Genomic DNA, 13,309 nt, shown 5'->3' on the forward strand with positions numbered 1-13,309 from the left:
CTTTATCCTGGAACCCGGCCGCTGGCCGGGCTCAACCCTGAACGGAATTGTGGTCATTTATGGAACAGTCGAAGTTGCGCAAAGTCGGTCTGGGAGTCGCGTTGACGCTGGTGGCCGGGTTGGTGTTCTACACGGTGCAGGCGCCGGCCGAGGCACCGCAATACCTGACCGCCACGGTCGAACGCGCTGACATTGAAAACGCAGTGTTGGCCACCGGTTTGCTGGAGGGCATCAAGCAGGTGGACGTCGGTGCCCAGGTTTCGGGCCAGTTGAAGTCGCTCAAGGTCAAGGTCGGCGACAAGGTCAAGAAGGGCCAGTGGCTCGCAGAAATCGATCCGCTGGTGCTGCAGAACACCCTGCGTCAGGCACAGGTCGATGAGGAGAATCTGCAAGCCCAGCGTCGGGCGACTCAGGCTCAGCTGCGCCAGACCAAGGCGATCTACGAGCGCTATCAGAACCTGCAGGAGGACGCCTCGATTTCGCGGCAGGATTTCGAAACCGCGCAATCGAACTACGAAGTGCAGCAGGCCAATCTGTTGTCGCTGGACGCGCAGATCAAGAGTGCGCATATCCAGATCGACACCGCCAAGGTCAACCTGGCCTACACGCGGATCGTCGCGCCCATCGACGGCGATGTGGTGGGCATCGTGACTCAGGAAGGACAGACCGTGATCGCCAACCAACTGGCGCCGATCCTGCTCAAACTGGCGGACCTGGACACCATGACCGTCAAGGCTCAGGTGTCGGAGGCCGACGTCATTCACATCGCGCCGGGGCAGGAGGTGTATTTCACCATTCTCGGCGAGGACAAGCGTTATTACGGCAAGCTGCGCGGTACCGAGCCTGCGCCGCAGAACTTCCTCGAAACCCCGCCCGCCGGCACGCCGAAGCAGAACACGGCGGTGTTCTACAACGCGTTGTTCGAAGTACCGAACCCCGATCATCGTCTGCGTATTTCCATGACGGCTCAGGTGCGGGTGGTGCTCGACACCGCCAAATCGGTGCTGACGATTCCGGTCGCGGCGCTGGGTCCGCGCAACAACGACGGCAGTTTCCCGGTGCGGGTGTTGGACGCCAAGGGCCAGGCGCAGTCGCGCAATGTGCAGACCGGGATCAATAACAACGTCAAGGTGCAGGTCAACGACGGTCTGGCCGAAGGTGACCGGGTGGTGATCGGTGATCCGGTGACGAAAGTGGCAGGGGCATGAGCATGACCGAACCTCTGCTGCAACTGACCGGCATCAGCCGCAGTTTCACTGCGGGCGACCGTGAATTTCTGGCGCTTAAGAACATCAACCTGACGATCCACGCCGGGGAAATGGTGGCGATCATCGGCGCCTCGGGCTCCGGCAAATCGACCTTGATGAACATTCTCGGCTGCCTAGATTACGCCACGGCCGGCAGCTACAAGATCAATGGCCGGGAAACCCGGGATCTGGACAATCAGGCGCTGGCCGAACTGCGTCGTGACTATTTCGGCTTCATCTTCCAGCGCTACCACTTGCTGCCGCATCTGAGTGCTATGCACAACGTCGAGATGCCGGCGATCTACGCCGGCACGCCGGAGCCACAACGGCATGCGCGGGCCCGTGAATTGTTGGCGCGCCTTGGGCTGGAAGGGCATCTGACGCATCGCCCGAGCCAGCTATCGGGCGGTCAGCAGCAGCGGGTGAGTATCGCCCGGGCGCTGATGAACGGCGGCGAAGTGATTCTCGCGGACGAGCCCACCGGCGCCCTCGATACCACCAGCGGCAAGGAGGTGATGCGGATTCTGCTGGAGCTGCACGCGGCCGGGCACACGGTGATTCTGGTGACTCACGACCCCAAGGTCGCGGCCAACGCCGAGCGCATCATCGAAGTCAGCGACGGCGAAATCCTCAGCGACCGGCGTAACGAGCGCGACACCACGGCACTGACCAATGAGGACGCGGTGCCCAAGTCCACGGCAGCGCGGCGTCTGGTGGCCAGCCTCGGGTTGTTCAAGGAAGCGTTCAACATGGCCTGGGTCGCGCTGATCTCCCATCGGATGCGCACCTTGCTGACCATGCTCGGGATCGTTATCGGTATCACCTCGGTGGTGTCGATCTCGGCCATCGGCGAAGGGGCCAAGCGCTATGTGCTCAAGGACATTCAGGCCATCGGCAGCAACACCATCGATATCTATTCCGGCACCAGTTTCGGCGACAGCCGCTCGGCGGCCATCGAAACCCTGGTGCCGGCGGATGTGGCCGCGCTCAATCAGCTGTATTACGTCGACAGCGCCACGCCGGTGGTCGGGCGCAATCTGTTGCTGCGCTATCGCAACATTGACCTCGATGCCCAGGTCAACGGCGTCAGCGATCTGTACTTTCAGGTGCGCGGAATCAAGATGGAGTCGGGCATTGCATTCAGCGAAAGCGATGCCCGGCGCCAGGCGCAGGTGGTGGTGATCGATCACAACACCCGCCATCGATTGTTCGGCGAAGGAGTCGATCCGCTGGGGCAGGTGATCCTGATCGGCAACCTGCCGTGCACCGTGATTGGCGTGGCGGCGGAGAACAAGAACATCTTCTCGTCGAGCAAGTCGCTCAACGTATGGGTGCCCTATGAAACCGCAGCCGGGCGGCTGTTGGGCCAGCGTTACCTGGACAGCATCAGCGTGCGGATCAAGGACGGCCAGCCGAGCAAGGTGGTGGAAGACAACGTCAACAAACTGATGCTGCAGCGTCACGGCACCAAGGACTTCTTTACCAACAACCTCGACAGCGTGATGCAGACCGTGCAGAAAACCAGCCGCTCACTGGCCTTGTTGCTGTCGCTGATTGCGGTGATTTCGCTGGTGGTCGGCGGCATCGGCGTGATGAATATCATGCTGGTATCAGTCACCGAACGTACCCGCGAGATCGGTATTCGCATGGCGGTGGGGGCGCGGCAGTCGGACATCCGTCAGCAGTTTCTGGTGGAGGCGGTGATGGTCTGTCTGCTCGGCGGGGCCATCGGTATTTCGTTGAGTTACGCCATCGGTCATCTGTTCTCGTTGTTCATCAAGGAGTGGGAAATGGTGTTCTCGCTGACCTCGGTGCTCACGGCGGTGATCTGTTCGACGCTGATCGGCATCGTGTTCGGCTTCGTGCCGGCACGCAATGCGTCGCGGCTCGACCCGATCGAGGCATTGGCGCGCGACTGAAAGGTGGATATGAAAAAACCGCCGTCCCTGGCAGGGCGGCGGTTTATTTACAGGCGCGCGAACGATCAGGCCGCGTTGGACGGATCGCAGGCGGCAGGGCAGTCTTCAGGTGAATACATCCAGCGCATCAGCGAATGGCGGCCGCTGATTCCCAGTTTGATGGCGGCACGCTTGAGGTAGCTCTCGACGGTGTTGACCTTCAGTTGCAACTGTTCGGCCAGTTCAGGCGCGGTGCGGCCGGCAAGCAGGCCGACGCACACTTCCATTTCCCGGTTTGACAGGCTCAGGCCCAGTTGCTGCACGCGCTCGCAAAAACGCAATCGCAGGGTTTCCAGGCCTTGGAGCGATGCTTCGGTCGCTGCGGCTTGCGCCTCGGGATCCGCATTCGCCGGTTGCAGCGCGTGGATGTGCTTTTCCACCATCGGCAGCAATACCGGGGAGATGTCCTGTAACAGGCTGCGCTCCCGGGCGGAAAACCGCTTCGACGGCCCGCAGCGGTACACGGAAATCACATAACGGTAACCGTCCTTGCGTCGGGTCAGGTGCAACTGCGAAGCATCGGTGACCGTGGAGGGTTCAGGGGCGGGCACGTCGCTGCTGCCGGGATCGGTGCTCAGTTCGGAATACACCGTCTCGGCCGTCAGCGTCGCCTCTTTGGCGCATTCAGGATCGGTGCGAGGTTGCGCACGTCCGACCGGCTCCACGCGCATCTGCCGGATATGTGTGGCATCCACGGCCAGTTGGGTGAGGATCAGGTCATGCAGCATCCGCGGAAAATGCCGGCTGCCGGTGCTGGCGATGACTTTGCCGATGTGAGGGAACAGATGTGAGTTCATGTGTTTCATCCATGAGTAGCAATGGGGGAATTGCGCTTTCCCGACTCTCCGGCTGATGTCCTTGGCCGGCGACCACAAATCGGGAAATTTGGATCCTATCCTAGTACAACGTTTGAGCGACCGTTTAATGAAGGGGTTATTAGCTCATAACCAGGCTGAGTGGCGTGGCGCGAAGGGTGCTGCCCGTGTCGCGGTAATAAGTTCGTAGGTCTTCGAAGTGATTAATGAAATGTCCTACAGAGGTTTTCAGGTAAGTCCTATTTATGACAGCTATTAACGCGCATAAAAAAGCCCGTTTCAGCCGAAACTGAAACGGGCTTCTTCCCGCATCAACGACCGGTTACTTCAGATCGTTGAAATGGTCTCGCAGGAATTCGTAGAAGCGGAACGCTTGAAACAATCTCCATACGAGGCTCAGCGTACGCAGCAACAGCTTCATACGTTTTGGCCTCCAGGTCGGGGGCCAAACCTCCAGCGCACTTACCGGATCATGTGTGCCTTCGGACAGACAGGTCAGTGCTGTCCGTGAGGCGGCCGGTTGTGATCCCTCCGAGCCATCATTCCGGCACGGGTGCAAAACCGTGTCGAAGGGCATGAAACCGTTATGGTTCCAGCCAAACCTCACGTATGCACTGTCGAGTGAGCGTCCGCATACTAACCTGTCTTATGACGGGATTTTGAGGATCCTGGATAAAGGCCTGACAAGTTTTGTAATTCGTTATTTCTGTCAGCATGATCAGGCCTTCTGAATGCCCGTCAAGACCGCCCTTGGCTTCACATAATGACATTCAATACACATGCAAAATAACGTTGCAACGAACGCCAAAGATAAATAGTATTCCGCTACGTCAGTGCTGTCCGTGAGATGCATCAAGCCCAGCCGCAAACTAAGGCTTACCGAAAAACCGCCCCGCAAAGGCGGTTTTTTTTCGCCCATCGTTTGGCCCTCGCCAGCGATCCTACGCCTCGGTCAGCGAAGGCAGCGCGGCATCCACCAATTCGATCCAGTGCCGGACCGGCGTGCGCCCCGCACCGTCGAGGTGCGCCTGACAGCCGATATTGGCGGTGACGATGACGTCCGGATGGCCGCTTTCCAGGGCATTGAGTTTTTGCTCGCGCAACTGCCGGGCCAGTGTTGGCTGAGTCAGTGAGTAGGTGCCTGCCGAGCCACAGCACAGATGTGCGTCCGGCACAGTCGTGAGGTTGAAGCCCAGTCGAGTCAGCACCGACTCCACCGCACCGCCCAGTTTCTGCGCGTGTTGCAAAGTACAGGGACAGTGAAAGGCCAGGCGCTGATCGGCGTGGATGCCGAGGGATTCGAGCGGTTCGTCTCTTAGCACTTCCACCAGATCCCGGGCCAGCGTGCTGACACGTCTTGCCTTCTCGGCGTAGACCGGATCGGCACCGAGCAAATGCCCATAATCCTTGATGAACGCACCGCAACCGCTGGCGGTCTGCACGATCGCCTCTGCACCCCGCTCGATGGCCGGCCACCACGCATCAATATTGTGACGGGCGCGGTCAAGGCCGGTGGCCTGGGCGGCGAGGTGATAATCCACCGCGCCACAACAACCAGCCTCGCGGGCCGGGATCACGCTGATGCCCAGACGATCCAGCACCCGTGCCGCTGCTGCATTGGTATTGGGTGACAAGCCCGGCTGCACGCAACCCTCCAGCATCAGCACTTGCCTTGCATGTGAGATGACGGGACGTGATGCAGGCATCACCGCGTTGCGTGGCAGTTTGTCTTGCAGGGCATCGGGCAGTAGCGCCCGTAATATCTGACCGCCATTGACCAACCCTTTGAACAACCGCGGATTGGGCACGATGTTTCGCAACCCTTCACGCAACAGGCGCTGCCCGAGCGGCCGCGGGACGGCGGCGTCGACCACCGCTCGGCCGATGTCGAGCAGGTTGTGATAATCCACGCCGGAAGGGCAGGTGGTTTCACAGTTGCGGCACGACAGGCAGCGATCCAGGTGTTGCTGGGTTTTCGCCGTGACTTCGTTGCCTTCAAGCACCTGTTTGATCAAATAGATGCGTCCGCGCGGGCCGTCCAGTTCATCGCCGAGCAATTGATAAGTCGGGCAGGTCGCGTTGCAGAATCCGCAATGAACGCATGTGCGGAGGATGCTTTCGGCCTCTTCGGCGCGGGGCAGTTGTCGGGCTTGCGGGCTGAGGGTGGTCTGCATGGCTCAAAGCTCCGCGTACAGACGCCCGGGGTTGAAAATGCCCCGGGGGTCGAGTTGTCGTTTGAGTTGGCGGTGATAGTGCAGCAGGGCGGGCGTCAGAGGATGGAACGGTTCATCGATCAGGCCGTGGCTGTAGCAGGTCGCATGTCCGCCGACTTCGCCGACCACTTTGCGAATGGTCGCCGCTTCGGCTGTCGATTTGAGCCAGCGTTGCGCGCCGCCCCAGTCGAGCCACTGCTCGCCGGGCAGGTTCAGCGGCGGCGTATTGAGCGGCACGGACAGGCGCCAGAGCGGTTGGTCTTCATCGAAGAAGCCCAGGCGTTGCTCGTTGAGGTCGGCCCAGAAGGAACTGTCGATCAGCTCTCCGCCAAGGCGATCATGGGCGGCCGCCACTGAACCTTCACCACCCTCCAGACGCAAGCGCAATTGCCGGCCATCGTGACACGCGGCGCTGATCGGCAACGGCTGCTGGCCCCATTCGGCCAGACGCAGCAGGGCTTGTTCGCCGGTCATTTCCAGACTGAGGCTCAGGCACGCGCGCGATTTGGGCAGCACCTTGAGCGAAACTTCCGTGGTGACCCCCAGCGAGCCGTAACTGCCGGTCATCAGGCGCGACAGGTCGTAGCCGGCGACGTTTTTCATGACTTCGCCGCCGAAGCGCAGATGCTTGCCATGCCCCGTGATGATCCGTGTGCCCAGCACGAAATCGCGCACCGATCCCGACCACGGTCGACGCGGCCCGGACAGGCCCGTGGCGATCATGCCGCCGACCGTGGCGTCGTCGGCGAAGGCGGGCGGTTCGCACGCCAGCATCTGTTGCGAGCCGTCCAGCACAGCCAGCAGTTCTGCCAGCGGGGTACCGCAGCGTGCGGTGATCACCAGTTCGGTCGGGTCGTAGCTGACGATGCCGCGATGGGCGCGGGTGTCGAGAATCTCGCCACCGATGATGCGTCCGAGAAACGCCTTGCTGTTCGCCCCCTGGATACGCAGCGGCGTAGCAGTTTCCAGTGCCCGGTTGACCTGTTCGAGCAGCGCGGCGCTGTCATCGAAATCCTTGGTATCACCCATCAGAACCGCTCCAGTTCGGGGAAGGGCAATTGCCCGTGGTGCACGTGCAGGGCACCGAATTCGGCGCAGCGATGCAGGGTCGGAATGTTTTTGCCGGGATTGAGCAGGCCGCCGGGGTCGAAGGCTGCTTTTACGGCGTGGAACAGGGTCAGCTCATCACGGTTGAACTGCGCGCACATCTGGTTGATTTTTTCCCGGCCCACGCCGTGTTCACCGGTGATGCTGCCGCCAACCTTCACGCACAATTCGAGGATCTTGCCGCCCAGCGCTTCGGCACGTTCCAGTTCGCCGGGCTGATTGGCGTCGAACAGAATCAGTGGATGCATGTTGCCGTCGCCGGCATGGAAGACGTTGGCAACCCGCAAGCCATATTCGGCTGAAAGCTGCGCAATCGCGTGCAGTACGCCGGGTAGCTTGCGGCGTGGAATGGTGCCGTCCATGCAGTAATAGTCCGGCGACAACCGGCCCACGGCGGGGAAGGCATTCTTGCGTCCGGCCCAGAATCGCACGCGCTCGGCCTCGTCCCGGGCCTGGCGCAACTCGGTGGCGCCGGCGTGTTCGAGCACTTGCCGGACCCGCGCGCAGTCATCGTGGACATCAGCCTCAACGCCATCGAGTTCGCAAAGCAGAATGGCTTCGGCATCCACCGGATAACCGGCGTGGATGAAGTCTTCGGCGGCGCGGATCGCCAGGTTGTCCATCATCTCCAGGCCACCGGGAATGATGCCGGCGGCGATGATGTCGGCCACGGCGCGGCCGGCCTTTTCCACGGAGTTGAATGCTGCCAGCAGCACTTTGGCAGTCTGGGGTTTGGGCAAGAGTTTGACCGTGACTTCGGTGATGACGCCGAGCAGCCCCTCGGAGCCGGTGAACAGTGCCAACAGGTCGAAGCCGGGAGAGTCCAGTGCCTCCGAACCCAGCGTAAGGCGTTCACCATCGACGGTGAGGATCTCGATCTTGAGCAGGTTGTGCACGGTCAGGCCGTACTTGAGGCAATGCACGCCGCCGGCGTTTTCCGCCACATTGCCGCCGATGGAGCAGGCGATTTGCGAGGAAGGATCAGGCGCGTAATACAGCCCGAAAGGCGCAGCGGCCTGGGAAATCGCCAGGTTGCGCACCCCGGGTTGAACCCGCGCGGTGCGGGCTTCAGGGTCGATGTGCAGGATGTTGTTGAAACGCGCCATTACCAGCAACACGCCTTTTTCCAGCGGCAGGGCACCGCCGGACAAACCGGTCCCGGCGCCTCTGGCCACCACCGGAACCCGCCGCTCATGGCAGATCCGTAACACGCCCTGAACTTCATCGATGTGCCGTGGCAGTACCACCAGCAAGGGCGTGGTGCGATAGGCGGAGAGGCCATCGCACTCATACGGCTTGAGTTCTTCAAGCTGATGCAGGACTTCAAGATCCGGCCACTGGCGCTGCAGGGCTTGCAACAGTGCAGCTTTGTCGACGTCGGGCAAAACGCCGTCGACCTGTTCGTCGTAAAGAATGTTCATGATCGGTGGACGACCCTCCGTTGTCGTTATTCGAGGCCGGTGCCGTTTTCCATCATTGGGCCGCTGACACCGAGAAGTAAAGCGTAGCGGCCGGAGGTCCGTTGTCCCGCGTGCTCCTGTAATATGCGGCCACCTCACCCCAACGAGCATGGAAAATGGATTCTCACTCGATTCTGGCCTTTACCCTGGTTGCCGCGATTGCCATCGCAAGCCCGGGGCCTGCGACCCTGATGGCGATCAACAACAGCCTGGCCCACGGTCAGCGTAGCGCGATCTGGTCATCTCTCGGCAATGCCAGCGGTCTGTTCTGTCTGTCTGTCGGCTGCGGCGATGCTCGGCCTGGGGGCGTTGCTGGCCAGTTCCGAAATGCTGTTCAACGCGGTGAAAATCATCGGTGCCGGTTATCTGTTCTACCTCGGGATCCGGCAGATGTTCAGAAAGGATTCGATGCTCCCCGAGAGCGTGGAAGATGAGTCGAAGAAAGTCCGGCCCACTCGCAGCAAACTGTACAAGTCAGCGTTCCTGACGGCCGTGACCAATCCCAAGGCGACAATGTTCTTCACTGCACTGTTTCCGCAGTTCATCGATCAGGGCGCGACATTGCTGCCGCAGTTTCTGATCCTCACCTCGATTTTTATGGCGTTGTCGGTGACATCCCTGACGCTCTACGCCGCGCTCGCCTCCCGCGCCAAGGGCGTGCTGACCCGGCCTGCACTGTCCCGATGGGTCAGTCGCGTAGTGGGGACTACGTTTATTGGTTTCGGGGCTGCGATTCTGACGATGCGTCGGCAGGCCGCGTAAGTAAAAGCCGTCCGACTGAAATCAGTCATCCATTCAAGGAAGCATTGCGTGACACTCAGGGTTTTAGTGGTCGGCGGTTATGGGAGTTTCGGCAGCATTGTCAGCCGGCATTTGATCGGCATTTGATTGAGATGCCTGACATCGAGCTGCCGAAAATGGTTCTGGATGGATGTTGCCGGTTTTCTGGGGATGTTCGTGATCGTGCTGCTGATGGTGACGAAGATGACGCCGGGGCAGTGGGTCGACCTGTTGGTGTAGCGAACGCAACGCCCGATACACCCGCACCGGACGTCGCGTCGTATCAGGCGAAGCTCAATCCAGATCGCTTGCTTGATGTCGCTCTGGAACCTGGCTCGCTTCATCGCCCCACGTCCGGTTGACGCGCTGGCCACGAATCACCGCAGGCCGTTCGGCAATCTCTTGCGCCCAGCGCTGCACGTGGACGTATTCATGGGCAGAAAGAAACTCGGCGGCGGAGTACACGTTGTTGCGCACCAATTGCCCGTACCAAGGCCAGACCGCGATGTCGGCGATGGTGTATTCGTTGCCGGCAAGGTAGGGGCTTTCGCTCAGGCGGCGATCGAGCACATCCAGCTGCCGCTTGGTTTCCATGGTGAAGCGGTTGATCGGGTATTCGAGCTTTTCCGGCGCATACGCATAGAAATGCCCGAAGCCACCGCCCAGATACGGCGCCGAGCCCATCTGCCAGAACAGCCAGTTCAGGGTTTCGGTGCGTCCCGCCAGGTCGGTGGGCAGGAAGGCGCCAAATTTTTCCGCCAGATAGAGCAGGATCGAGCCGGATTCGAAGACGCGAATGGCCGGTTCTACACTGCGATCCAGCAGCGCCGGAATTTTCGAATTGGGGTTGATCTCGACAAAGCCGCTGGAGAACTGGTCGCCCTCGTTGATGCGGATCAGCCAGGCGTCGTACTCGGCGTCGGTGCGCCCAAGCGCCAGCAACTCCTCAAGCAGGATGGTCACTTTCACGCCGTTGGGCGTGGCTAGTGAGTACAGCTGCAACGGGTGTTTGCCGGTCGGCAGCGTCTTGTCGTGCGTCGGCCCGGCAATCGGGCGATTGATGCTGGCGAACTGGCCGCCGGACGGAGCGATGTGTTTCCAGACCTTGGGTGGAGCGTAGGGCGCCTTGCTCATGAAACGGACCTCATCGGTTGCGAGGAATATCATGTGGCCACATCGTCGCCGGCCACTCCCTCTATATAGAAGAATACTGTTCGTCAGCGGCAGAGCGTGGGCGCGAACCTGTGCGCAATTGCGCCGGACTCACGCCGAGGCGCTGTTTGAAGACTGTGGTCATATGCGCCTGCGAGTTGAAACCGCAGGCGAGGGCGATCTGCGAAAGACTGTCCGTTGTATCGCGCATTGACGCTCGGGCTTTGGCCAATCGTCTGTCGATCAGGTAACTGTGGGGGCTTTTGCCGGTTGCCTGCTTGAAGGCACGCATGAAGTAACCCTCGGACAACTCCAGCAATTGCGCCATCGCCGGGACGGCGAGCGGATTGCCGAGACCGGCGTCGATGAATTCATCCAGCAGGCGCATGCGGCTGCTGGTGATCGAGCCTGGAGGCGACACCGCTTCATGACCTTCGACCCGTTCCGCCAGACCGAGCGCCCAGCTTTCCCAGTCATCCTCCAGAGAGGCATGCAGCAACGCACTGCGCATTCGCGACGCGAGGTGAATGGCCTGCGGGTCGATGCGATTGTTGAACGCCCGGTCACCCGCCAGTGCTGTGCCGTCGGTGCGTATCACTCGCAGGTACTCGCCGCCCATGGGCGACTCGGACAGCACGTCACATCCAGCCGGAACAAACGCCAGGCCATTGGGCATCGCATCGAAGGGGCGTATCCGGTCAGTACCAATGGCGTGCACGCCGTGCTGGCTGTCGAAGGCAAAGCCGATCGCTGACTGGGTCGCCACGTACCGCGCCGAGTAGGCTGCGCCCGGCAGCAGCTCGATCGCCCACGGACCGGCCTCGATACGACGTATCGGTTCAGCGACGGTTATGGGGTGGCGCCGGTTTCGATGGTTCATGAGCACCATAGTAGAGAAGAGGTCGGATAAAAGTCAGGTCGGTTTTTTGAAAGCCGACGTGGTGCGTCCGTGCCTAGACTGGGCCAAAGTCCAGGGAGCCATCTAAATGCACACATTCACTCGCGACGACATCGAAAACGCTGCCCGCCAGGTTTACCAGGTGATGCCGCCTACCGCCCAATACCGTTGGCCGTTGCTGGCCGAGCGGTTGGGCTGCACCGTTTGGGTCAAGCATGAAAATCACACACCGACCGGCGCCTTCAAGGTGCGTGGTGGTATCACCTTCATGCACTGGCTGCGTCGTGAGCATCCGGCTGTCAAAGGCATCGTCTCCGCGACGCGCGGCAATCACGGTCAGAGTCTGGCGCTGGCAGCGCGGGCGGTGGGCCTGAAAGCGTTGATCGTAGTACCGCAGGGCAACTCGGTGGAAAAGAACAATGCCATGCGCGGCTTTGGTGGTGAGGTGGTCGAGTACGGGCGTGATTTTGACGAGGCCCGTGAAGAGGCGGCGCGCCTGGCGCAGGAGCATGACCTTTTTCTGGTGCCGCCGTTTCACGTTGAACTGGTCAAGGGCGTGGCGACCTATGCGCTGGAGCTGTTCGTTACGGCGCCGGATCTGGATACGGTTTACGTGCCCATCGGCTGCGGATCGGGGATCTGTGGTGTCATCGCTGCTCGCGACGCGCTAGGACTGAATACTGAAGTGGTGGGGGTGGTGTCGACGGAGGCCGCAGCTGCCAAGCTGTCGTTCGAAGCGAATGTGATCTGCGAAACGGCGTCGGCGAATACCTTTGCCGATGGCCTGGCTGTGCGCAAGCCGATTGCGCAGGCGTTCGACATCTATAAGGAAGGGGCGGCGAGGATCATCTCGGTCAGCGAAGGCGAGATTGCCGAAGCCATGCGTGTGTATTACACCGATACCCATAACCTTGCAGAGGGTGCAGGCGCCTCAGCGTTGGCTGCGTTGATGCAGGAGCGTGGGAGGATGGAGGGGAAGAAGGTCGGGGTGATTCTGTCCGGGGGGAATATCGACCGGTCGGTGTATGCGATGGTGATTGGTTGATTACGGATGTGTAGGCGGGGTCGGCATTCAGTGGTAGCGATACGTTCGCGTCTATATAGAAGCGGCCTTTTTCCCTCTCTTGATAGAAAACGCAAATTAAGGGTTGACGGCAGATTTTGAGTCTCTATAATTCGCCCCACTTCCGGCGCAGTAGAAACGGAAAACTCCTTGAGATTCAATGAGTTAAGTAGGTTTCGAGAGCGGGTCGCTTCAGTTCATCGAAGCCTGGAAGGAGTTGGAAATGCCGGTTTGTTGGGTGCTTTCAACGGTTCGATCTTCTCGGTCGAAAGCGGAGAAAAAGAGGTGTTGACAGCAGCGTGTAACGCTGTAGAATTCGCCTCCCGCTAACGAGAGATCGGAAGCGCAAGTGGTTGAAGTTGTTGAAGAAATCTTCGAAAACTTCTGAAAATAATCACTTGACAGCAAATGAGGCTGCTGTAGAATGCGCGCCTCGGTTGAGGCGAAAGATCTTAACCAACCGCTCTTTAACAACTGAATCAAGCAATTCGTGTGGGTGCTTGTGGAGTCAGACTGATAGTCAACAAGATTATCAGCATCACAAGTTACTCCGCGAGAAATCAAAGATGTAACCAACGATTGCTGAGCCAAGTTTAGGGTTTCTTAAAAACCCAAA

At 60.1% G+C, this 13,309-nt stretch carries 9 protein-coding genes and 2 pseudogenes; 5 read left to right on the forward strand and 6 right to left on the reverse strand.

The window, feature by feature from the left end:
* The first annotated feature begins 59 nt into the window (after positions 1 to 59).
* Both macA and LOY31_RS11745 read left to right on the forward strand, forming a co-directional pair.
* Positions 60 to 1,208 carry a macrolide transporter subunit MacA gene (gene macA, locus LOY31_RS11740; RefSeq protein ID WP_085608936.1) on the forward strand — a complete coding sequence of 383 codons (1,149 nt, stop codon included), beginning with the start codon at positions 60 to 62 and terminating at the stop codon, positions 1,206 to 1,208.
* Between the two features lie 2 nt (positions 1,209 to 1,210).
* Positions 1,211 to 3,166: a MacB family efflux pump subunit gene (locus LOY31_RS11745; protein ID WP_221533118.1), complete on the forward strand. Its 1,956-nt coding sequence runs from the start codon at positions 1,211 to 1,213 to the stop codon at positions 3,164 to 3,166.
* Between the two features lie 65 nt (positions 3,167 to 3,231).
* Here LOY31_RS11745 and LOY31_RS11750 read toward each other — a convergent pair whose 3' ends face one another.
* The 4 genes from LOY31_RS11750 to glcD form a co-directional block, all read right to left on the reverse strand.
* Positions 3,232 to 4,002 carry a helix-turn-helix transcriptional regulator gene (locus LOY31_RS11750; RefSeq protein WP_221533119.1) on the reverse strand — a complete coding sequence of 257 codons (771 nt, stop codon included), beginning with the start codon at positions 4,000 to 4,002 and terminating at the stop codon, positions 3,232 to 3,234.
* Positions 4,003 to 4,961: 959 nt separating this feature from the next.
* Entirely contained in the window at positions 4,962 to 6,194 is a 1,233-nt protein-coding gene (glcF, locus tag LOY31_RS11755; protein WP_221533120.1) for a glycolate oxidase subunit GlcF, read from the reverse strand.
* A 3-nt stretch (positions 6,195 to 6,197) separates the two neighbouring features.
* Positions 6,198 to 7,262 carry a glycolate oxidase subunit GlcE gene (gene glcE / locus LOY31_RS11760; RefSeq protein ID WP_221533121.1) on the reverse strand — a complete coding sequence of 355 codons (1,065 nt, stop codon included), beginning with the start codon at positions 7,260 to 7,262 and terminating at the stop codon, positions 6,198 to 6,200.
* A complete protein-coding gene (glcD, locus tag LOY31_RS11765; RefSeq protein WP_258713307.1) occupies positions 7,262 to 8,761 on the reverse strand; it encodes a glycolate oxidase subunit GlcD in 1,500 nt (499 codons plus the stop codon). Before glcD ends, glcE begins: the two co-directional genes overlap by 1 nt.
* A 155-nt stretch (positions 8,762 to 8,916) precedes the next feature.
* Between glcD and LOY31_RS11770 the strand changes: the two are divergent.
* Positions 8,917 to 9,562: pseudogene (locus LOY31_RS11770) on the forward strand (LysE family translocator).
* 150 nt (positions 9,563 to 9,712) lie between these two features.
* Positions 9,713 to 9,820 (forward strand): annotated as a pseudogene (locus tag LOY31_RS11775) (DUF2269 domain-containing protein); the annotation flags it as partial.
* A gap of 54 nt (positions 9,821 to 9,874) precedes the next feature.
* Here the strand turns inward: LOY31_RS11775 and yghU are convergent.
* Together yghU and LOY31_RS11785 are read right to left on the reverse strand one after the other, a co-directional pair.
* Positions 9,875 to 10,714 carry a glutathione-dependent disulfide-bond oxidoreductase gene (yghU, locus tag LOY31_RS11780; protein ID WP_258713594.1) on the reverse strand — a complete coding sequence of 280 codons (840 nt, stop codon included), beginning with the start codon at positions 10,712 to 10,714 and terminating at the stop codon, positions 9,875 to 9,877.
* A gap of 61 nt (positions 10,715 to 10,775) precedes the next feature.
* Positions 10,776 to 11,621 (reverse strand): AraC family transcriptional regulator, encoded by an 846-nt coding sequence (locus LOY31_RS11785; RefSeq protein WP_085608930.1) that lies wholly within the window; start codon positions 11,619 to 11,621, stop codon positions 10,776 to 10,778.
* 97 nt (positions 11,622 to 11,718) lie between these two features.
* On the opposite strand from LOY31_RS11785, the gene LOY31_RS11790 reads away from it, so the two are divergent.
* A complete protein-coding gene (locus LOY31_RS11790) occupies positions 11,719 to 12,675 on the forward strand; it encodes a threonine dehydratase (protein ID WP_258713308.1) in 957 nt (318 codons plus the stop codon).
* Positions 12,676 to 13,309: the final 634 nt, after the last annotated feature.

Origin of the sequence: Pseudomonas sp. B21-021, from assembly GCF_024749205.1 — a bacterium.
Lineage (GTDB): Bacteria > Pseudomonadota > Gammaproteobacteria > Pseudomonadales > Pseudomonadaceae > Aquipseudomonas > Aquipseudomonas paraglycinae.

Bases quoted from the DNA above. Each gene is read 5' to 3' on its own strand.
- yghU (WP_258713594.1), bottom strand. From the start codon at position 10,714: ATGAGCAAGGCGCCCTACGCTCCACCCAAGGTCTGGAAACACATCGCT.
- glcE (WP_221533121.1), bottom strand. From the start codon at position 7,262: ATGGGTGATACCAAGGATTTCGATGACAGCGCCGCGCTGCTCGAACAG.
- macA (WP_085608936.1), top strand. From the start codon at position 60: ATGGAACAGTCGAAGTTGCGCAAAGTCGGTCTGGGAGTCGCGTTGACG.
- glcD (WP_258713307.1), bottom strand. From the start codon at position 8,761: ATGAACATTCTTTACGACGAACAGGTCGACGGCGTTTTGCCCGACGTC.
- LOY31_RS11750 (WP_221533119.1), bottom strand. From the start codon at position 4,002: ATGAACTCACATCTGTTCCCTCACATCGGCAAAGTCATCGCCAGCACC.
- LOY31_RS11745 (WP_221533118.1), top strand. From the start codon at position 1,211: ATGACCGAACCTCTGCTGCAACTGACCGGCATCAGCCGCAGTTTCACT.
- LOY31_RS11790 (WP_258713308.1), top strand. From the start codon at position 11,719: ATGCACACATTCACTCGCGACGACATCGAAAACGCTGCCCGCCAGGTT.
- glcF (WP_221533120.1), bottom strand. From the start codon at position 6,194: ATGCAGACCACCCTCAGCCCGCAAGCCCGACAACTGCCCCGCGCCGAA.
- LOY31_RS11785 (WP_085608930.1), bottom strand. From the start codon at position 11,621: ATGGTGCTCATGAACCATCGAAACCGGCGCCACCCCATAACCGTCGCT.